Raw genomic sequence first — 18,924 nt, 5'->3', positions numbered from 1 at the left:
TTTAACGGATTACACACCATGCGTATTTCATCCCTTGTTGTGCTGTTGAGCGCTGCCCTGCTCTGTTCATCGGCCTTGGCCCAAACCCATGAAGTGAAAATGCTCACCCGCAGTGCAACAGCAGGCATGGTTTATGAGCCGGATTACTTACAGATAGCCCCCGGCGATACCGTCAAGTTCGTCGCCACGCAAAGTGGCCATAACGCCGCTACGTTGCCGGGGCTGCTGCCTGAAGGCGCGCAAGCGTTCAAAGGCAAAATCAACGAGGAAATTGAACAGACCTTCACCGTTCCCGGGCTTTACGGCATTCAATGCATTCCGCACCTGGCGATGGGCATGGTGATGCTGATTCAGGTTGGCGAACCCGCCACGCAAGCCCCCCAATTGCCCGCCACCCTGCCCAAGCGCGCGCTGGACCGAATGAACGCGGCCTTGCAAAAACAGCAGGCGAGCCAATGACCAGCCTGTACTCGCGCTCTGCCATGGTGCTGGCACTGGCCAGCCCCTTGGCGCTGGCTGAGTCAGCACAGGAGCAAGCCAAGGGTTTTATCGAAGACAGCACCTGGAGCGTGCTCAACCGCACGGTTTATGACCATCGCGAATACCGCCACGGTGCCAGCAACAGTGGCGCACGCAATGCCTACAAGCCACGCTCCGAACGCAATGGCTATGCCGAGGAATGGGCATACGGGTTAATGGGCACTGTGCAATCTGGTTTTACCCAAGGGCTTATCGGTGTCGGCATTGATGCGCACGGCTATATGGCGCTGAAGCTGGACAGTGGCGGCGGCCGTGCAGGCAAGGCTCGTCTGTTGGGGCTGGATAACGACGGCTACCCCAAAGACAACTACGGTCGGGGTGGTGCTGCGGTCAAACTGCGCCTCTCCAACACGGTGCTGTCCTACGGTGAGCAACGCGTCAAAACCCCGGTGTTCAGCTCGTCCGACAGCCGTCTGCTACCCGAAACAGCCACAGGGGTGTTTGTCTCCAGCAACGAATTCAATGCCCTGAAAATGGTCGGCGGGCACTTTACCGAGAGCACTGACCGCAACGCCAGCAGCCACGATCAAGGCTTTGTGGTGAACTATTCAAACGGGCCAAAAGGCGATGCATTCGACCTGGCGGGCGTGGTCTACACCCCGGCCAAAAACCTGACAACCAGCCTTTACACCTCTCGTTATCAAGACACCTGGAACCAGCACTATCTGGGCGCCGTGTTCAGCCAGGCCATCACTGACAACCAGTCCCTTTCGCTGAATCTGAACCTGTATCGCACCACCGATGAAGGCAAAGCGTTGTCAGGCACTATCGACAATACAACCTGGAGTTTGCTTGGTTCCTACGCCCACGGCCCGCATAACTTCAGCCTTGGCTACCAGAAAGTGCATGGCGACACGCCATTTGACTACGTGACACGCGGCGCAATTTTCATCACCAATGCTGTGCAACTGTCCGATTTCAACGCGCCAAACGAACAATCCTGGCAAGCCCGCTACGACCTGGCCATGACCCCCTGGGGCCTGCCCGGACTGGTGTTCAGCGCAGCCTATGTGCGCGGCAGCCATATCGACGGCAGCCACGTAGACCCCAAAGGCGGCTATGCCTATTTGGGGTATGGCAAGGATGGCAAACACTGGGAACGTGATCTGGAGACGCGTTATGTGGTGCAAAGCGGCACCGCCAAGGGCGCGGTCATTTCACTGCGCCACAACGTTCATCGGGGCAACACCGCGCAAGCGGAACTGGACACTGACCAGATTCGCCTGGCCGTTGAATACCCGCTTACTGGTCGTTTCTGATGGACTACGGCAAACGGCACTGCATATGGGTCGTTTGCCAGACCGGATCGTCTTCTACATCCGTGATGGTAAAACCCTGTCGACGCCAGAACTCGATGGCACCGGGCAGAAACGGGTGGGTGTGCAAATACATCAGCTCGACACCTGCCCCCATAGCACGGGTTTTCAAGGCGTCGTAGAGTGCGCCCGCCAGCCCTGAGCGGTGACACTGCGGCAGTACAAACAGGCGCACCACCTCTACCACCTTGAGCCCCCGGTAATCCAGTTGCGCGAAGCGATGGTCATAGGGCACATAGCCAATCGAGGCGACGATGCGTCCATGCTGACGCGCGATCAGAAAGCAGCCCTCGCCCTGAAGATAAGTCTGCTCGAAATGAGCCAGATCAGCAGGCACACCGCTGGCACTCAATTTGGGAAACAGCGCGGCCCGGGCGTTCAAGACAAATTCCAGCGTTTGCGGAACGTCCGCTGAAGTGACCTGTTCAATCGTGATCATGTCGAAGGTATTCACCAAATCCTGTAGCAGCTGACGAGCAACGCGAGGCTGCGATCGGCGGCAAAGCCGTCGTAAAATCCTTCAATACGGTGCTTCAGGACATCGCAGGACTTGCGACGATTGCATCGCCGAACGCAGCCTCGCGCTGCTCGTCAGCTGCTACGCAAGGGTATCTACAGTCACGCCTCAGTGCATGTGCTGATGGTCGTGCATCGGCATGGTGTTCAACGCACGCGCCTGCGCCTGAACTTCAATTGACTCCTTGATCCCTTTGCTGTCTTCGACAATCAGGGTCAGCGGTACGTTATCGCCCTCTTTGATCTGCCCCACGAGGTCAATCAACATCACGTGATAGCCCTCAGGCTCAATGTTGACGGTTTTGCCCGCCGGCAAGGCGATTGAAGGCACAGCCTGCATGCTCATCACGTCGTTTTCCATCTTCGACTCATGAATTTGCACGGTCTTGGCGACAGGTGACTTGACCTCTACCAGCTTGCTGTCAGTGGCGGCAGTAATGTGCATGAAGGCACCGCTGGACGGCTGGCCGGGCACTGTGGCGCGCACCCAGGCATCATCCACCACGGTTTGCGCAGACACATGCAGACTCATGCCCAGTAACGACAACATTAGATACTTAACAGGTTTCATGGTATTGGCTCATTCAAAGGACGTTAAATCAGCAGACTGACATCACCGTCAGCAGGTCTTCGGCACATTGCTTGGCGGACAGCGACGGCGACAAGCCCATGCGCAATACGCCACGGGAATCAAAGACAAAACTGGTGGCCGTGTGCGACAGGGTATACGACGAACCGGTAGGGATCTTCTCGTAAAACACCTTGAATTCCTTCGCCGTGGCGGCAGTCTCTTCCAACGTGCCGGACAGCGAGATAAAGGTCGGGTCGAACGCTTTTACGTAAGCATCGAGCATGGCGGGTTTGTCCCGCTCTGGGTCCAGGGTGATAAACACCACCTGCAAACGATCGCCGTCCGGCCCCATCAACTTCTTGGCTTGTGCCGCACGCGCCAGGGCTGTCGGGCAGACCGCAGGGCACTGAGTGAAACCGAAGAAAATCATCGGCATCATTCCGCGAAAACTGCCCAGCATCACTTCGTTGCCATCCACGTCGCGCAGTTTGAATTTGCGCCCGAGAATCTCATTGCTTAGATCTTTGGCGTACTTGTAAGACAAACCGCTGCCCATGTCGCAGCCCGCCAGTACACCCAGACTGAGCACACCAAGGCCTGCAAGCACGTGGCGGCGAGTCAGTAATTCGTTCATGTCATCGTTCCTCTAAGCGACTTCGACTGCATTCAGAAGCCTTGAACCTGCGCATTGGATGGCAGGTGTGTACGCGGCTCGACCCAAGGGTCTGTGCGCACGATTGCTGTGGAGTAGACCTTTACATGGGGGGCGAATTTAACACTCTCAACGACTTGCCGCACGGCGGGCACGCACTGATTTAGTGCGCCGCGCTTCTTACAGCCAGTAAAACCGGGCAACACGGCCCGCCTGCGACAAATCGTCTCAGGCAGGCATCAAGCAGGAAACTTCAGACCTGTGCTGCTCAAGCCTGAAGCTGCGTGGGTCGCTTAACGATTGACCGGCGTGCGCATGGTTACGAACTCTTCGGCCGCAGTGGGATGAACGCCGATGGTTTCGTCGAAGTGTTGCTTGGTGGCGCCTGCTTTCAAGGCAATCGCCAAACCTTGCACGATTTCTCCCGCTTCTGGCCCAACCATGTGGCAACCCAACACTTTATCGGTGTCGGCATCGACCACGAGCTTCATCAAGGTGCGCTCCTGACACTCTGTGAGCGTCAGTTTCATGGGACGGAAGCTGCTTTCGAATATCTGCACCTTGTGCCCGTCTTCGATGGCCTGCTCTTCACTCAACCCCACCGTGCCAATGTTAGGCAGGCTGAACACCGCTGTCGGGATCATGTTGTAGTCCACCGCACGGTATTGCTCAGGCTTGAACAAGCGCCGTGCCACGGCCATGCCTTCCGCCAGAGCAACCGGCGTCAGCTGTACGCGACCAATCACATCGCCGATCGCGAGAATGGATGGCTCAGCGCTTTGATACAGATCGTCAACTTCAACAAAACCGCGTTTGTCGAGTGTGACGCCGGTGTTTTCCAGGCCAAGGTTGTCCAGCATCGGACGTCGTCCGGTGGCATAGAACACACAATCGGTGATCAATTCACGGCCATCTTTGAGCGTGGCTTTCAAACTGCCATCTGGCTCCTTGTCGATGCGTGCAATATCGGCATTGAACTGCACATCCATGCCGCGTTTGGTCAGCTCTTCGTGCAAATGTTTGCGCACTGCCCCGTCGAAGCCGCGCAGGAACATCTCGCCGCGGTACAGCAAGGACGTTTTGGCACCCAGCCCGTGGAAAATCCCGGCGAACTCCACGGCAATGTAGCCCCCGCCGACGACCAACACCCGCTTGGGCAATTCTTTGAGGAAGAACGCCTCGTTGGAACTGATCGCGTGCTCATGCCCGGGGATTTGCGGAATCTGCGGCCAGCCACCAGTCGCAATCAAAATATGCTTGGCGCTGTGACGCTGGCCGTTCACTTCCACTTCGTGGGGGCCAGTGATTTTGGCATGACCTTCCATCAAGGTGACGCCGCTGTTAACCAGCAGGTTGCGATAGATGCCATTTAGGCGATGGATTTCACGGTCTTTGTTGGCGATCAGTGTCGCCCAGTCAAAGCTTGCCTCACCCAGACTCCAGCCAAAACCCGAGGCCTGCTCGAAGTCTTCAGCGAAGTGAGCGCCGTATACCAACAGCTTTTTAGGCACGCAGCCCACGTTGACGCACGTACCGCCCAAGTAGCGGCTTTCAGCTACCGCGACTTTTGCACCGAAGCCCGCAGCAAAACGTGCAGCACGCACGCCACCGGAACCTGCACCAATTACAAACAAATCAAATTCGTAGGCCATTTCGCTCTCCCAGGAAGTCCAACAGCATAATCGCTCCGACGCGATTCACCAGCGCCGGGCTAGCCGAAGGCTAAAAAACGACAAAGCCACCCGGAGGTGGCTTGGTCTTGAAACACACTCAACGCAGGCAGTGTTAGTAAGCTTTGCCTGTTTTGTAGAAGTTTTCGAAGCAGAAGTTGGTCGCTTCGATGTAGCCTTCGGCACCGCCGCAGTCGAAACGCTTGCCTTTGAATTTATAGGCAATAACGCAACCGTTTTGCGCTTGCTTCATCAGGGCGTCGGTGATCTGGATTTCGCCGCCTTTGCCCGGCTCGGTTTGCTTGATCAGCTCAAAGATATCCGGAGTCAAAATGTAGCGACCGATGATGGCCAGATTCGATGGCGCGTCTTCCGGTGCCGGTTTTTCGACCATGTTGCGCACGCGATACAGGTCATCGCCAATCAGGTCACCAGCGATAACGCCGTACTTGTTGGTTTCTGCCGGGTCAACTTCTTGAATAGCGATGATGGTGCAGCGGTACTGGTTGTACAACTTGACCATTTGCGTCAGAACGCCGTCGCCTTCCAGGTTAACGCACAGGTCGTCCGCCAGTACGACGGCGAAGGGTTCATCGCCGATCAACGGGCGGCCCGTCAAAATAGCGTGACCCAAGCCTTTCATTTCAGTTTGACGGGTGTACGAGAACGAGCACTCGCTCAGCAGACGACGGATGCCGACCAGGTACTTCTCTTTATCAGTGCCCTTGATCTGGTTTTCCAGCTCGTAGCTGATGTCAAAGTGGTCTTCAAGTGCGCGTTTGCCGCGCCCTGTCACGATGGAGATTTCGTTCAGGCCGGCATCCAGCGCTTCCTCAACCCCGTACTGGATCAGTGGCTTGTTCACCACCGGCAGCATTTCTTTAGGCATGGCTTTGGTCGCTGGCAAAAAGCGAGTGCCGTAACCGGCTGCTGGGAACAAGCATTTCTTGATCATATGAGTCCTTTAAAGGGCTGTACGTTCGAATTTGGCGCAGTCTAATCAGGCGGCTGCAGCGTTACAATGGCCCCTGATAGCAAACTGATCTCTCATAGAGAAAATTAGTGCCAGTTAGTTCATTTATTACGTTTTTTTCATATTCAGCACGGGTTTATTGAACCTATGACGCCGCCTCCCGGTCTGCTCATCGGTAGGGGCAACGTGCCATATAAGCCGCCGGCGATGGGTAATAGGCGCTATTATTGCGCCAATTTCCCTGCCAACAAGGCCTACGCTCCATGTCAGTTCCAACAAACATCATCAATGGCTACCTGATCAAACAAGTCGGCACAGACCAATGGTGGATTGCCGATGCTTCAGATGAAAACGTGGCGGGCCCTTTTACCTCGGAACAGTCAGCCATCGAGGTGGCTTCTGTGTTTCAGGATCAGCCCGCAGCACCCGCCCGCAAGGGCAAAAGTAAATCCTGACCTCCCACTTTCGATGATGACCCTCAATGAATAAAGCCCTGACACTACTCGCACTTCTGGCGCTTGGCGGCTGTGCCACTGCATCCAACACCTACTTGGCCGACGGCAAACAAGGGTTGAGCATAGACTGTTCTGGCGAAGCCATGTCGTGGGCCAAGTGCTACGAAAAAGCTGACGCGTCTTGCGCAGGCACCGGTTATTCAATTGTCGGGACGGACGGTTCACCTGCCGTCAAGGACAGCGAAAAGACCCTTGGCGTGGATGTAGGCAATTTCAACAGCCGAAATATCGTGGTCGTGTGCAAGTAACCGCGTGAGGGGCATCAGGGCTACCTGACGCTGCATGAGGCAGTCGTCAGGCCGAGAGCCCTGACAGGGCTTGATGGAAGTCTTGTTAACCAGAAATACAATGGGTTGCGGCTTTGCGAATGTCGCCTGGTCTAACGGGCACATTCGACATGCTTTCGTAAACCTTGATGCTGCTGCCACCCGAACGCTCTTCGATATCAATCACGGCAGTAGGGTTGGAAGTCAACTTTTGCGGGACGATGATACGTAACCCTTCTTTATGCGGTTCAATCTGCGGTGCCTTACGTGTCTGAGACAACTGCTGCACCAGGCACTGAGCGTACGCATCAGGCTTCTTGCCTGAAATCACACTCATGGTCGGTAACGTCTGCTCAATATCCGTAACTGATGCACAGCCACCCAAAGCCAGCATCGCCAGCAAAACGCCCCACTTCATAAATGTTCTCCGTTAAAGATCTTACGACCGTAAATTCCCGAAATTTCTCCCTGATTGAGGGAATAAAGATTTTGCTGTGGCGATTTGTCAGGATTTTACGTCAGAAATATCGCATCGCGGCATAATAAGCGCCTTTAGACGCCTGTTAGTACTAAAGCACATGTTATCTTGCTGATTTTTTAGCGACAGCAGCCTTTTGGAGCACCCATGAAGTTTATTCACCAGCGCGAGCATTTGAACGAAGACGATATCGTCGTCATCGAATGCTCCCAGCCCTGCAACATTCGCCTGATGAGCGACGCACATTTTCGCAGCTTCAAAAATGGCGGTCGTCACTCCTATCACGGTGGTGCGTTCAAGGATTTCCCGGCCCGTATCACGGCGCCGAGCACAGGCTTCTGGAACATTACCATCGACACCGTCACCAGCCGTGCGATCAGCGTCACCCGCAAGCCGAGCTTCCAGCCGACCATCAAGATTGTCCGTCGATCCAGCTCAAAGCTCCGCTAAGCCTGACGCCCACAGCCTTTAAATACAGGATATAGCGTGAACACACCTTCCGAGACTAAAAAATACGTCATCAAATACACACTCAACGGCGAACGTCGTTTCGAGTTTGTGAATCTGAGCCATAAATCTGATGAAGAAGCGCGTGCAGCCCTTGAGCGCATGCATGATCAGGGTGATCTGATCGAAAATGTAAAAGTCAGCACGCCGCTCTAAGCATGACGCTCGACCTATTTGCCGTTGAAGACCTGCAGCAACCTGACCGGCTCGAGCGTATCGGCGAGCAAGCTGTTGTGTTGCGCGGGTTTGCTTTGCCGTGGGTCGACTCATTGCTGGCCGCACTGGCACCCGTCTTACGCCAATCGCCTTTTCGGCAGATGCAAACACCCGGCGGCTACACGATGTCAGCACGCCTTAGCAGTTGTGGCGCTCTGGGCTGGACAACCGACCGCATGGGCTACCGCTACAGCCCAGTTGATCCGTTGACCGCACAGCCCTGGCCAGCCATGCCCGAGGTCTTTTTGGCGCTGGCTGAAACAGCCACCAGTGCCGCAGGGTTCAACCCATTTGTGCCTGATGCTTGCCTGATCAACAGCTATTGCCCAGGTGCAAAAATGTCGTTGCATCAGGACAAAAACGAGCGGTGCCTGGAAGCTCCTGTCGTATCAGTTTCGCTGGGTTTACCCGCTGTCTTTCAGTTCGGCGGGTTCGCACGCAGCGACCCGACCCAACGCATCTCGGTGTTTCATGGCGACATTGTGGTATGGGGCGGTGTCGATCGCTTACGCTATCACGGTGTACTGCCGGTTAAACCCGGCCATCATCCGTTGCTGGGTGAGCAACGCGTCAATATCACCCTGCGCCAGGCAGGTTGAACCGGACGCTGCCGCGTCAGGGTGCAAAACGCTATAAATTTCCATTTATACCGTTTATCTTCCTACCGCCCGACACACCCCAATTACGCCGGGCTGCCCTCGTTTCTACATGGAGTTTTGTCATGCTCGTTCGCGCTCGTCTGTTTGCCCCCACCGTGCTTGCGGCACTGATCACCAGCTTCACAGTGGGCACCGCCTGCGCCGATGACGTGCAAGTGGCTGTGGCAGCCAACTTCACGGCACCGATTCAAGCCATTGCCAACGACTTCGAAAAAGATACCGGGCATAAGCTGATTGCTGCATATGGCGCCACCGGCCAGTTTTATACGCAAATAAAAAACGGCGCGCCTTTTGAGGTGTTTCTGGCAGCCGATGACAGCACCCCCGAGAAGCTTGAAAAGGAAGGCGAAACCGTCCCCGGCTCACGGTTTACCTATGCAGTGGGCACCCTCGCCTTGTGGTCCGCCAAGGACGGTTACGTCGACCCGGAGGGTCAGGTGCTCAAAGAAGGCACTTACCAGCATCTGGCTATTGCCAACCCCAAAGCAGCCCCTTATGGACTTGCCGCAACGCAGGTATTGGAAAAAATGGGCCTGACCGAGAAGGTCAAAGACAAATTGGTCGAAGGCCAGAACATTACCCAGGCTTATCAGTTCGTATCGACAGGCAACGCGCAATTGGGCTTTGTGGCTCTGTCGCAAATTTACAAGGACGGCAAGGTCAGCAGTGGTTCCGCCTGGATCATTCCTGAGGCTTTGCATGATCCGATTAAACAAGACGCGGTGATTCTCAAGAAAGGCGCGAACAACCCAGCTGCCAAAGCGCTGACCGAGTACCTGAAAGGACCAAAAGCCGCCGCCATTATCAAATCCTTCGGCTATCACCTGTAAATGCCGCTCTCGAGTGCCGACTTTTCGGCGATCTGGCTGACCTTCAAACTGGCCTCTTTGACCACCGTCATTTTGTTGCTGGTCGGCACGCCGATCGCCCTCTGGCTGGCACACACCCGGTCACGCTTGCGTGGCCCGATCGGCGCCATCGTCGCCTTGCCACTGGTATTACCGCCGACCGTCATCGGCTTCTACCTATTGCTGGCAATGGGCCCGCACGGCTATGTCGGGCAACTGACGCAGATGCTGGGGTTGGGAACATTGACCTTCAGCTTCAGCGGGCTGGTCATTGGCTCGGTTATCTACTCCATGCCTTTTGTCGTGCAACCTTTGCAAAACGCATTTACGGCCATCGGGCCAAGGCCGCTTGAAGTCGCGGCAACCTTGCGGGCCAACCCTTGGGACTGCTTTTTTAACGTTGTCCTGCCACTGGCACGTCCGGGCTTTATCACGGCCGCTATTCTGGGCTTTGCCCATACGGTGGGTGAATTTGGTGTCGTGCTGATGATCGGCGGCAATATTCCCGAGAAAACACGGGTGGTCTCTGTGCAGATTTACGATCACGTTGAAGCGCTTGAATACGCGCAAGCGCACTGGCTGGCCGGTGCCATGCTGGTGTTCTCATTTCTGGTGCTGTTGGCGCTCTATTCAAGTCGCAAATCGCAAAGCACCTGGAGCTGAATGTGGCGTCGCAGATAGATGTTCGGCTGCAAATGAGTTACCCCGGCTTTTCGCTGGATCTGGACGTGCAACTACCGGGTCGGGGCGTCACAGCGCTTTATGGTCACTCCGGCTCCGGCAAGACCACGTGCTTACGCTGCATCGCCGGGCTTGAGCGCGCCACTCAGGCGTTTGTACAGATCAATGGTGAAATCTGGCAAGACACCCAACAGCGCACGTTTGTCCCCGTACACAAGCGTGCACTGGGATACATCTTTCAAGAGGCCAGTCTGTTCGCTCATCTGTCCGTGCGTGGCAATCTGGAGTTCGGTCTGGGGCGGATACCACGGCATGAACGTAAGGTTGACCTGGATCGTGCGTTCGAGTTGCTCGGCATCACTCATCTGATGCAACGCGATCCGGCGCACTTATCTGGCGGTGAACGCCAGCGGGTCGGAATCGCCCGAGCCCTGCTGACTAACCCCAAACTGCTGTTGATGGATGAGCCGCTGGCAGCACTGGACAGCCAACGCAAACGCGAAATTATCCCGTATCTCGAACGCCTGCACGCCGAGCTGGATATTCCTGTGCTCTACGTCAGTCATTCCCAGGATGAAGTCGCTCGCTTGGCAGATCATATTGTGGTGCTCAGTCATGGCAAGGCGCTGGCCAGTGGCCCTATCGGCGAAACATTGGCCCGACTGGACTTGCCTCTCGCGTTCGATGATGACGCCGGCGTCGTCCTTCAAGGCACCGTAGCGGCCTTTGATGCGCACTATCACCTACTGACCCTGCAACTGCCACACAGCGCCCAGCAGTTGAAAGTCGCGCACCAGGCGTTGGCCATCGGCCGGCCAATGCGCATCAAAATACAAGCCCGCGATATTAGTTTGAGCCTTGACCGCATCGAGCACAGCAGCATTCTCAACAGCTTGCAGGCGACCGTGATCAGCGAAACGGCGACGGATAATCAAGCCCACGTACTGGTTCGTCTGGACGTAGATGGCAGTGCGCTACTGGCTCGTATCACTCGCTACTCGCGTGACCAACTCGGCCTGCAGCCAGGTCAAAGGCTCTGGGCGCAGGTCAAATCGGCGGCAGTGTTGGTCTGAGTCGAAGATTCACAAGGTCTCGCGGCGCAGCCGGACGAAATAGCGCACGGTTGCAATTCCCATTCCCAACAGCAGGCCGAGCACAACGGCCATTCCTATAATCAGTCCTTTTTTCGGCTTCATTGGATCAAGCGGGGTTTGCGCCTTGCGATCAATGCTGGCCAGCCCCAATCGGCTCATGTCCGTATTCAGGCCGCCCAGTCGGGCCACCTCGGCGCGCAGCGGCTCGATATTTTTAAGAAACAGATCTTCATTCATGCGCTTGCCGAGCATTTCGACCTGACGGTTAACCTCCAGCAGCTGCAATTTTTTGGCGATATCCGACACTTTTTTGTTGGTAAAGTCGTCAGATGTCCGCTTGAGCAAAGCGGCACGTTCGGCCTCCAGGGCTTTGCTACCCATAAAGTACAGGGGCAAGGTTTGTGAGGTGATCTCGGTACGCATACCTCGCGCAGTAGAACCTTGCGAAGCCGCGGCCATCGCGGCTGGGGTTGTCGGCTGGGAGATACCCAACGAAGTGGCAATCGCAATCGCCTCTTGCAACTGCGCGATACGATCCTCCCGTTCAGTCTTTAACTGCAGTCGCAGGGCCTTTAACTCATCTTTGAGCTTTGCCGTTTCCAGGGTGTCAGCCTCTACCAGGCCGGCAATTTCGGCATCCTTGTCTGAACGGTAGGCGGAACGGGCAGCGTTGATTTTTTCTTCCAGCTCACGCAGCCGGTTATTAATAATTACTTTTAGATCCGCACTGATTTGCGCACGCTGGTCATTAATCGCGTATTCAACAAAACCGTTTAGAATCTGCGGACCATTAACAGAATCAGGATAAGTCAGCTGTAACTTTAAAAAAGAACTCACGTCCCCCGACTTGGGATCAGGGCGAATCAAGTTGATGGCATCCCGATTAAACAACTCAAAGCTTTGCTCAGGCGACAGGCCCTTTTTTTCAAGCGGCTCAAATAAGTCCGGGTGTGCGCGAAAGTAATTAAGCCGCGTCTCGTAAGAGTCCAGGGATGCACCGACTTTGAGCAGGGCCTCTGCCGGAGGAAGGGTGTAGACCTCAGAGCGGTTCAGGGCATCAAGCTCATTGATGGCTGCAGGGCGCAGTAGAGTACTGGCCTGATAAACGGGTTGTGCGACAAGGACATAACCCACAGCAATCGCTGCCACGGCGGCAGTAGTAGCGGCTATCAATACCTTCTGTTGCCAAAACGAGTGAAACAGGTCCAGCACATCAATTTCTGCGTGAGCACGCGGATGTTCAGTAGTCTTCAAAAATAGCTCCCTGTATGTGAACCGTTTTGGCACGTTCAGAGCTTGGCTGTTCTAAAAAGAAAAGGGCAAGCAAATTCAAGTACATGTCAGACAGGGAAAGCGCTAAAAAAGTCCCTGAGTTAACAATCAATCACTTGGCAGCACAACAAAGCAATATCACAGTGATATCACCCCTTATTTTATTAAAGTCTTAATCTCACATTTTTCAATGATATTTCCTACATTAATTTAGGATATTTTTTACACATCCGCTGTGGGGTTGCTAACGTTTTTCATGGGTTGAAAAACACCCATTCGAGTTGTTACCCATTGAGCATTAGTGAGTTGTTTCCAGTGCATCCGTACGCTGCTTCGCGCTGAACCGGCGCAAGAATACACTCGGGAAAGGGGCATCCTTCTACAGTCTGTGTAATGATCGCCGCCACAAAAAATAAAGCTTCTCGCGGAGTCATCATTAGCATGGACATTCACCAGGCGATGCGCGTGTTCGTACGCGTAGTCGAGACCGGCAGCTTTACGGCTGCGGCACAGGCGCTTGGCTATTCAACAGCGCAGACATCACGCTTGCTCTCGGAGCTGGAGTCCTCGCTGCAGGCACGCTTGCTGCAACGCAGCACTCGACGCCTGGCACTGACCGAGGTGGGCACACGCTATCTGGAAAGATGCCGCTTGATTCTCGGCGAAATCGAGGATGCCAATGCCGAAGCCGCAGGCGCCCACTTGATACCGCGCGGGCACTTGCGAGTGCAGTCCACCACAGGCTTGGGAATTCAACTGCTCGCACCCCTGGTGGCCCGCTATGTGAAGCTGTATCCGCAGGTCAACATTGACTTGACGCTGTCTCAACGCCAACCGGACTTGCTGGAGGAAGGTCACGATGTAGTGATTACATTGTCGGGGGAACTGCCCGACTCAGAGATGATTGGCCAGCCGCTGGGCAGCATCTTCAGCGTGATCAGCGCAGCCCCTTCTTATCTGCAGAGTCACGGAGTGCCGCAAACGCCCGCAGACCTGAATCAGCATCGTTGCCTGCACCTGGTTGACCCTCTGTTCACCGACAGCTGGACCTTTCGCGATGAACACGGCGAGCAGTCAATTCGCCCGGGGAATGTGTTTCAGGTTAACGTTGCCGAAGCCATGGCTCAGGCGGCTCAAGCCGGTCTGGGAGTCTGTCTATTGCCCGATTATGTGGCTGTGGATTCCTATCAGCGAGGGTCATTGGTGCGTGTGCTGCCACACTACCGATTGCACGAAAAAAGCATCTTCGCGCTCTACCCTTCTCGTCGCTTTCTGGATGCCAAAGTCCGCACGTGGGTCGAGTTCTTGAAGCAGGAAATACCCAAGGTACTAGAGCAGCACCAGGCCATCGTCGATGACCCGGCGCACTGGGCTTGAGGGGCTTAAATCCCCTGCAACGCCAGATCCATTGCAAAGTAGGTGAGGATCATGTCCGCACCTGCACGCTTGATTGAACCCAGCGTTTCACGCACCACGCGGGCTTCATCGATAGCACCGGCCATGGCACCGAATTTGATCATCGCGTACTCACCGCTCACTTGATACGCCGCCAGTGGCAAGCGCGAAGCTTCGCGCACGTCACGGATGATGTCCAGGTACGCTCCTGCCGGTTTGACCATCAGCACGTCTGCGCCTTCCTGCTCATCAAGCAGCGACTCGCGAATGGCTTCGCGACGATTGAGCGGGTTCATCTGGTAAGACTTGCGATCGCCCTTCAATGCGCTGCCGCCCGCCTCGCGGAACGGGCCATAGAGGGCCGATGCGAACTTGGTGGAGTACGCCATGATTGAGGTATCAATAAAACCGGCCGCATCGAGCGCGCTGCGAATGGCCTGAACTTGACCGTCCATCGCGGCCGATGGAGAGATGAAGTCGGCCCCTGCCGCTGCCGCGGCCACCGCTTGCTTGCCAAGATTGATCAGGGTCGCGTCGTTGTCAACGCCGTGATCGTGCATAACGCCGCAATGGCCGTGAGAGGTGTACTCGCAAAAGCAGGTGTCACTCATCACGATCATTTCAGGCGCCGCATCCTTGCAGATACGGGCCATACGCGAGACCAGCCCATCTTCACGCCACGCGTCACTGCCGGTGGCATCCAGATGGTGCGACACGCCAAAGGCCATTACCGATTTGATACCGGCACGGGCATAACGCTCGATCTCACCGGCCAGTTTCGACTCGGGGATGCGCATCACACCCGGCATGCTGGTGATCGGCACAAAATCGTCAATTTCTTCTTCGACAAAGATCGGCAGCACCAGATCGTTCAGGCTGAATTCGGTTTCCTGAAACAGGTCGCGCAGTGTTTGTGTGCGGCGCAGGCGGCGGGGACGAACAGAAGGGAACTGGCTAGGCATCATGGTTCCTGATGGGCAGGTTGAAGGCTTGATGGCGCAACAAATACAGGATTGAACCTGCAAATGCAAAATATCCGCCCTGGCTGCGGCGGGTTGTCACGGGGCACGGCATGGACGTTGAACATTTCGTAAAAAAGCGTAGCATCGCCACCCATGATACTCGAACAGCTCAAAGCGCTGGGCAATGACACTCGCATGCAAATGATGGAGTGGCTCAAAGACCCACTCAGTAATTTCCCGCCTCAGGATCACGGTGATCCTGCCATCGGTGTGTGTGTCACCCATTTGCAGCACAAGGCAGGTCTATCACCGTCAACCGCTTCTGCGCACTTGGCCATCTTGCAACGGGCCGGTTTTGTACTGACCACCCGCATTGGCAAATGGACGTACTACCGACGCAACGAGCAGGCGATTGATGACTTTGCGGCTAGGCTGAAAATCGAGTTGTAACTTTTACCCTTTCATTTCGTCATTTTGCGTAATGTGAAAAAACAGAGGAAATCCTGTGAACACTAAAACCATCTTCGTTAAACCCGGTGGCGGCTATGACAATGTTGTCGTAGGCAGCAGCGAGGTTCGCGCCCCTGCCAATGGTGAAATCACTGTACGTTTGCACGCTAACTCTCTGAACTACCACGACTTTGCTGTTGTAAGCGGCATGTGGGGACCGACCGAACAGCGGATCCCGATGGCGGATGGTGCGGGCGAAGTCATTGCGGTAGGCAGCGACGTCACTGAATTCAAGGTGGGCGATTCAGTCGTGAGCACCTTCTTCCCGGAGTGGATCGACGGCACACCGCTGGTTGAAGGGTTTGTGACCGTGCCCGGCGACGGGATCGACGGCTATGCCCGTGAACAAGTCACTGCTAAAGCCACCGCCTTCACCCTGGCACCGGTGGGTTATAGCCACGCCGAAGCGTCCACCCTGACCACGGCTGGCTTGACTGCCTGGCGTGCGCTGATGGCCGATGACTCCCTCAAACCGGGTGACACCGTGTTGATTCAGGGCACTGGCGGGGTTTCGATATTCGCTCTGCAATTCGCCAAAATGGCGGGCGCCACTGTCATTGCGACCTCCTCCAGCGACGCAAAACTTGAGCGCCTGAAAGCCCTGGGCGCTGATCACGTCATCAACTATCGCAAAGACACCCAATGGGGCGCGACCGCACGCGCACTTACCGGCGGCCGTGGTGTTGACCATGTGATCGAAGTGGGCGGGCCTTCGACCCTTGAGCAGTCGATGATTGCCGTACGAGTGGCCGGGCATATTTCGGTGATCGGTATCTTGAGTGGCGTATCCGGATCAATGGACTTTGTTCCGGCGCTGGTCAAGCAAGTGCGCCTGCAAGGCGTGCTGGTCGGCAGCCGCACCCAGCAGCAGGACATGATCCGCGCGATCAATGCCAACGGCATGCGCCCGATCATTGACCGTCACTTCCCGCTGACCGACATGGTAGAAGCGTTCAAATATCAGGAAACCAACCAGCACTTCGGCAAAATCGTGCTGGACATCTGATACCGCGACACAGGTGGCGCATTGACAGTGCGCCACCCTCTTCTTTAGATTTCGGCTTTTACCCGAGATTGTCTATGAGCCTTGAATCGGTCCGCGCGTTCTTTAACGCCAATGCCCCAGACTTGCACATCATCGAGTTGGCCACCAGCACCGCCACAGTGGCCTTGGCGGCGGAGGCCCACGGGGTTGAACCCGGTCAAATCGCCAAGACTCTGGCTTTTCGCGCAGGGGATCGCAACGTGCTGCTGGTCGCACGCGGTGACGCCCGCATTGATAACAAGAAAATCAAGAACGCCTTGGGCAGCAAAGCAAAAATGCTCGATGCCGAGACCGTCGTAGCCCTTACCAGTCACCCGGTGGGCGGTGTCTGCCCCTTCGGGTTGGCGACTGAACTGGCCATTTATTGCGACATCTCACTCAAGGCCTTCGATGAAGTGATGCCCGCAGCAGGCGCCACTCATACGGCTGTGCGTATTTGCCCAAACCGTATGGCAGAGCTGGTTGAGGCGCAATGGGTCGATGTCTGTCAGGACATAACAGTTCCAGGCACAGCCTGACCCTGTTGCCAGGGACAGACTGAGCAGGAGCGTTAGGAGATGGCCGCATCCACCAGCACTTGAGCTTCTTCGACCAGGCGGGCGAGGTGCTCATCGCCAATAAAGCTTTCGGCGTAAATCTTGTAAATATCTTCAGTGCCTGACGGTCGTGCCGCGAACCAACCGTTTTCAGTCATCACCTTCAGACCGCCAATCGCCTGATTGTTGCCGGGCGCATGGCTGAGGATTTGCGTAATGGTTTCGCCTGCCAAATGAGTCGACTTGACTTGTTCGGGCGATAACTTGCTGAGCAGGGCTTTTTGCTGCGGGGTGGCTTTGGCATCCACTCGCGTCGAAAACGGCCGACCCAGATCCTCGGTCATTTTTTGATACAGCTGCGCAGGGTCACGTCCCGTCCGCGCGGTCATTTCAGCGGCCAGAAGTGACGGAATCAAGCCATCCTTGTCGGTCGACCAGACGCTGCCGTCCAGACGCAAGAACGAAGCACCCGCGCTCTCCTCTCCACCAAAACCCAGCGAACCTTCGAACAAACCATCAGCGAACCATTTAAAGCCCACCGGCACTTCATACAATCGACGTCCGAGGCGCGTACTCACCCGATCAATCAAACCACTGCTGACCACGGTTTTGCCGACGGCGGCATCCGAACGCCACTGTGGGCGGTGGTTGAACAGGTAGTCGATCGACACTGCCAGGTAACTGTTGGGTGCCAACAAGCCACCCGATGGCGTGACAATGCCATGGCGGTCATGGTCCGGGTCGCAAGCGAACGCCACGTCGAAGCGCTCTTTAAGCCCAATCAAGCCTTGCATCGCGTAGCTGGAAGACGGGTCCATGCGGATGCGTCCATCCCAGTCAACACACATAAAACGGAACGTTGGATCTACTGAGGTATTGACGACTTCAAGGTTCAACCCATAGTGCTCGCCAATGGCTGACCAGTACCGCACACCCGCGCCACCCAGCGGATCGACACCCAAACGCAAATTGGCACCCCGTAAGGTGTCCATGTCGATTACGTTTTTCAGATCGGCCACATAGGTATTGAGGTAGTCGTGACGGTGCGTGGTGCCCGCTTTCAGGGCTTGCTCATAACTGATGCGCTTGACCCCTGCGAGTCGGGCAGCCAGCAACTCATTGGCCTTGGCTTCGATCCACTTGGTGACATCGGTGTCAGCCGGGCCACCGTTAGGCGGGTTGTATTTGAAACCACCGCTTTCCGGCGGGTTGTGCGACGGGGTAATCACAACGCCGTCGGCCAGGCCTGACGTGCGGCCACGGTTGTAGCAAATGATCGCGTGGGAGATAGCGGGTGTTGGCGTGTACTCGTCGTTCGCCGCAATCATGGTTTCGACACCATTGGCCGCAAACACTTCCAGTGCGCTGGCACCGGCCGGGGTCGACAGCGCATGGGTGTCAATGCCGACAAACAGCGGGCCATCAATGCCTTTCATCTGGCGGTACAGGCAAATAGCCTGACTGATAGCTAGCACATGCCACTCATTAAAGCTCAGCTCAAATGAGCTGCCGCGATGCCCCGATGTGCCAAAAGCAACACGCTGTGTGGCAACGCTGGCATCGGGTTGACCGGTGTAATAAGCGGTCACCAGTCGCGGTATATCGACCAGCAGTTGAGCTGGAGCCGGCTTGCCCGCAAAAGGACTGAGTGTCATGCAAAAACCTCGGGAAAATAATGATTCGGAGGAAAAAAACAGTTTAC

23 protein-coding genes are annotated in these 18,924 nt (G+C 55.8%); 14 read left to right on the top strand and 9 right to left on the bottom strand.

Annotated elements, in window-relative coordinates; all coding sequences use genetic code 11:
* Positions 1–18 precede the first annotated feature (18 nt).
* Positions 19–459: a pseudoazurin gene (locus GHN86_RS12000; RefSeq protein ID WP_153378791.1), complete on the top strand. Its 441-nt coding sequence runs from the start codon at positions 19–21 to the stop codon at positions 457–459.
* A complete protein-coding gene (locus tag GHN86_RS11995) occupies positions 456–1,799 on the top strand; it encodes an OprD family porin (RefSeq protein WP_153378792.1) in 1,344 nt (447 codons plus the stop codon). Before GHN86_RS12000 ends, GHN86_RS11995 begins: the two co-directional genes overlap by 4 nt.
* A gap of 4 nt (positions 1,800–1,803) precedes the next feature.
* Here GHN86_RS11995 and GHN86_RS11990 read toward each other — a convergent pair whose 3' ends face one another.
* From GHN86_RS11990 to galU, 5 genes are all read right to left on the bottom strand, one after another.
* Entirely contained in the window at positions 1,804–2,295 is a 492-nt protein-coding gene (locus GHN86_RS11990) for a GNAT family N-acetyltransferase (RefSeq protein WP_153386645.1), read from the bottom strand.
* Positions 2,296–2,481: 186 nt separating this feature from the next.
* Complete coding sequence (locus tag GHN86_RS11985; protein WP_153378794.1) at positions 2,482–2,943, bottom strand: copper chaperone PCu(A)C; 462 nt, start codon at positions 2,941–2,943, stop codon at positions 2,482–2,484.
* Positions 2,944–2,971: 28 nt separating this feature from the next.
* Positions 2,972–3,577, bottom strand: coding sequence for an SCO family protein (locus GHN86_RS11980; RefSeq protein ID WP_153378795.1), 606 nt, complete (start codon positions 3,575–3,577; stop codon positions 2,972–2,974).
* 311 nt (positions 3,578–3,888) lie between these two features.
* Complete coding sequence (gorA, locus tag GHN86_RS11975; RefSeq protein WP_153378796.1) at positions 3,889–5,247, bottom strand: glutathione-disulfide reductase; 1,359 nt, start codon at positions 5,245–5,247, stop codon at positions 3,889–3,891.
* A gap of 133 nt (positions 5,248–5,380) precedes the next feature.
* Positions 5,381–6,220 (bottom strand): UTP--glucose-1-phosphate uridylyltransferase GalU, encoded by an 840-nt coding sequence (gene galU / locus GHN86_RS11970; protein ID WP_122782721.1) that lies wholly within the window; start codon positions 6,218–6,220, stop codon positions 5,381–5,383.
* 281 nt (positions 6,221–6,501) lie between these two features.
* On the opposite strand from galU, the gene GHN86_RS11965 reads away from it, so the two are divergent.
* Together GHN86_RS11965 and GHN86_RS11960 are read left to right on the top strand one after the other, a co-directional pair.
* Positions 6,502–6,693, top strand: coding sequence for a hypothetical protein (locus tag GHN86_RS11965; RefSeq protein ID WP_153378797.1), 192 nt, complete (start codon positions 6,502–6,504; stop codon positions 6,691–6,693).
* Positions 6,694–6,719: 26 nt separating this feature from the next.
* Positions 6,720–7,001 carry a hypothetical protein gene (locus tag GHN86_RS11960; RefSeq protein ID WP_153378798.1) on the top strand — a complete coding sequence of 94 codons (282 nt, stop codon included), beginning with the start codon at positions 6,720–6,722 and terminating at the stop codon, positions 6,999–7,001.
* Between the two features lie 85 nt (positions 7,002–7,086).
* On the opposite strand, the gene GHN86_RS11955 is transcribed toward GHN86_RS11960, so the two are convergent.
* Positions 7,087–7,437 (bottom strand): hypothetical protein, encoded by a 351-nt coding sequence (locus tag GHN86_RS11955; protein WP_153378799.1) that lies wholly within the window; start codon positions 7,435–7,437, stop codon positions 7,087–7,089.
* A 207-nt stretch (positions 7,438–7,644) separates the two neighbouring features.
* Here GHN86_RS11955 and GHN86_RS11950 point away from each other — a divergent pair, with 207 nt between their 5' ends.
* The 6 genes from GHN86_RS11950 to modC all read left to right on the top strand — a co-directional run bounded on the left by GHN86_RS11950 (position 7,645) and on the right by modC (position 11,481).
* Positions 7,645–7,947 (top strand): DUF1883 domain-containing protein, encoded by a 303-nt coding sequence (locus tag GHN86_RS11950; RefSeq protein ID WP_003445729.1) that lies wholly within the window; start codon positions 7,645–7,647, stop codon positions 7,945–7,947.
* 36 nt (positions 7,948–7,983) lie between these two features.
* A complete protein-coding gene (locus tag GHN86_RS11945) occupies positions 7,984–8,160 on the top strand; it encodes a hypothetical protein (RefSeq protein WP_153378800.1) in 177 nt (58 codons plus the stop codon).
* A gap of 2 nt (positions 8,161–8,162) precedes the next feature.
* Positions 8,163–8,819 (top strand): DNA oxidative demethylase AlkB, encoded by a 657-nt coding sequence (gene alkB / locus GHN86_RS11940; RefSeq protein ID WP_153378801.1) that lies wholly within the window; start codon positions 8,163–8,165, stop codon positions 8,817–8,819.
* 122 nt (positions 8,820–8,941) lie between these two features.
* Positions 8,942–9,709 carry a molybdate ABC transporter substrate-binding protein gene (modA, locus tag GHN86_RS11935; RefSeq protein ID WP_153378802.1) on the top strand — a complete coding sequence of 256 codons (768 nt, stop codon included), beginning with the start codon at positions 8,942–8,944 and terminating at the stop codon, positions 9,707–9,709.
* Positions 9,710–10,390 (top strand): molybdate ABC transporter permease subunit, encoded by a 681-nt coding sequence (gene modB / locus GHN86_RS11930; RefSeq protein WP_153378803.1) that lies wholly within the window; start codon positions 9,710–9,712, stop codon positions 10,388–10,390.
* 32 nt (positions 10,391–10,422) lie between these two features.
* Positions 10,423–11,481: a molybdenum ABC transporter ATP-binding protein gene (modC, locus tag GHN86_RS11925; protein WP_153378890.1), complete on the top strand. Its 1,059-nt coding sequence runs from the start codon at positions 10,423–10,425 to the stop codon at positions 11,479–11,481.
* Positions 11,482–11,490: 9 nt separating this feature from the next.
* Here the strand turns inward: modC and GHN86_RS11920 are convergent, their stop codons facing one another.
* A complete protein-coding gene (locus GHN86_RS11920) occupies positions 11,491–12,789 on the bottom strand; it encodes a Wzz/FepE/Etk N-terminal domain-containing protein (RefSeq protein WP_323369971.1) in 1,299 nt (432 codons plus the stop codon).
* 426 nt (positions 12,790–13,215) lie between these two features.
* Here GHN86_RS11920 and GHN86_RS11915 point away from each other — a divergent pair, with 426 nt between their 5' ends.
* Positions 13,216–14,151, top strand: a complete 936-nt coding sequence (locus tag GHN86_RS11915; RefSeq protein ID WP_153378805.1) for a LysR family transcriptional regulator — start codon at positions 13,216–13,218, stop codon at positions 14,149–14,151.
* Between the two features lie 5 nt (positions 14,152–14,156).
* Here GHN86_RS11915 and hemB read toward each other — a convergent pair whose 3' ends face one another.
* Positions 14,157–15,131: a porphobilinogen synthase gene (gene hemB / locus GHN86_RS11910; RefSeq protein WP_153378806.1), complete on the bottom strand. Its 975-nt coding sequence runs from the start codon at positions 15,129–15,131 to the stop codon at positions 14,157–14,159.
* A gap of 153 nt (positions 15,132–15,284) precedes the next feature.
* On the opposite strand from hemB, the gene GHN86_RS11905 reads away from it, so the two are divergent.
* From GHN86_RS11905 to GHN86_RS11895, 3 genes are all read left to right on the top strand, one after another.
* Positions 15,285–15,581 carry an ArsR/SmtB family transcription factor gene (locus tag GHN86_RS11905; RefSeq protein WP_019822791.1) on the top strand — a complete coding sequence of 99 codons (297 nt, stop codon included), beginning with the start codon at positions 15,285–15,287 and terminating at the stop codon, positions 15,579–15,581.
* 55 nt (positions 15,582–15,636) lie between these two features.
* A complete protein-coding gene (locus GHN86_RS11900) occupies positions 15,637–16,647 on the top strand; it encodes an NAD(P)-dependent alcohol dehydrogenase (protein WP_323369292.1) in 1,011 nt (336 codons plus the stop codon).
* A 74-nt stretch (positions 16,648–16,721) separates the two neighbouring features.
* Entirely contained in the window at positions 16,722–17,204 is a 483-nt protein-coding gene (locus GHN86_RS11895; protein WP_153378807.1) for a YbaK/EbsC family protein, read from the top strand.
* Between the two features lie 32 nt (positions 17,205–17,236).
* Here the strand turns inward: GHN86_RS11895 and pgm are convergent, their stop codons facing one another.
* Entirely contained in the window at positions 17,237–18,877 is a 1,641-nt protein-coding gene (gene pgm, locus GHN86_RS11890) for a phosphoglucomutase (alpha-D-glucose-1,6-bisphosphate-dependent) (RefSeq protein ID WP_153378808.1), read from the bottom strand.
* Positions 18,878–18,924: the final 47 nt, after the last annotated feature.

It is taken from the genome of Pseudomonas helleri (genome assembly GCF_009600315.1).
GTDB lineage: Bacteria > Pseudomonadota > Gammaproteobacteria > Pseudomonadales > Pseudomonadaceae > Aquipseudomonas > Aquipseudomonas helleri_A.
This window is presented reverse-complemented; position numbering and strand designations above follow the sequence as displayed.